This window comes from Staphylococcus sp. 231237_7MaSpsaltlick (assembly GCF_043107035.1).
In genome coordinates this window covers 1-843 of the sequence record NZ_JBICNX010000202.1, presented here as the reverse complement: position 1 = coordinate 843, position 843 = coordinate 1, and the positions used below count along the sequence as shown (strand labels likewise).

At 41.2% G+C, this 843-nt stretch carries 1 protein-coding gene; it reads left to right on the top strand.

Annotation, left to right across the window (positions count from 1 at the left end; all coding sequences use genetic code 11):
- On the top strand, window positions 1–843 hold an 843-nt coding region (locus tag ACF91D_RS30915; RefSeq protein ID WP_392438581.1), incomplete at both ends, for an FAD-dependent oxidoreductase.

Below are 843 nucleotides of genomic sequence, written 5' to 3'. Positions count from 1 at the left end.
GCACTACGTGGATGTGACCCAAAAAAGGTTCTACATGGTGCTGCCGAGCTTATTGATTGGAACAAACGGATGGTTAAGAATGGAGTACCGTCTGAAGTCTCCATCAACTGGAAAGATCTTATGAATTTTAAAAGAACCTTTACAGATGATGTCCCGGAAAAAAAAGAGGAAGCATTGAATAAACAGGGAATCGATACGTATCATGGCAATGCATCTTTCGTGAGTGAGGACAAACTTGAAGTGAATAAAGAAGTGCTCGAGGGGAGTCATTTCTTGATCGCTAGTGGTGCGAAACCTACCCCTTTACCCATAGAAGGAGAAGAACATCTTACTTATAGTGATGAGTTTTTGGAGTTGGATGAATTACCACAAAGAATCGTCTTTGTTGGTGGTGGGTATATTTCGTTTGAATTTGCTCATATCGCGGCACGTGCTGGATCAGAAGTTCATATTATCCATCGAGGTCAAAGACCTTTGGAGAATTTTGATATAGATCTTGTAGATATCCTTTTAGAAAAGTCGAAAGAGATTGGCATACAGGTACATCTTCAACATTCCGTTGAATCCATTGAAAAAGAACAAGGAAAGTTTCATGTGTACGCTCGAAAAAAAGAGGATATAACGCGGTTTGAAGCAGACATTGTTATTCATGGTGCTGGACGGGTCCCTGCCTTAGATATGAATCTTGAAAAAGGGAATATAGAAAGGAAAAAACATGGTGTCCATGTTAATGAGTATTTGCAAAGTGTAAGTAACCCGAATGTCTATGCAGCTGGAGATGCTGCAGCAACGGATGGCTTGCCCCTCACACCTGTAGCCAGTGCAGATTCTCATGTCGTAGCA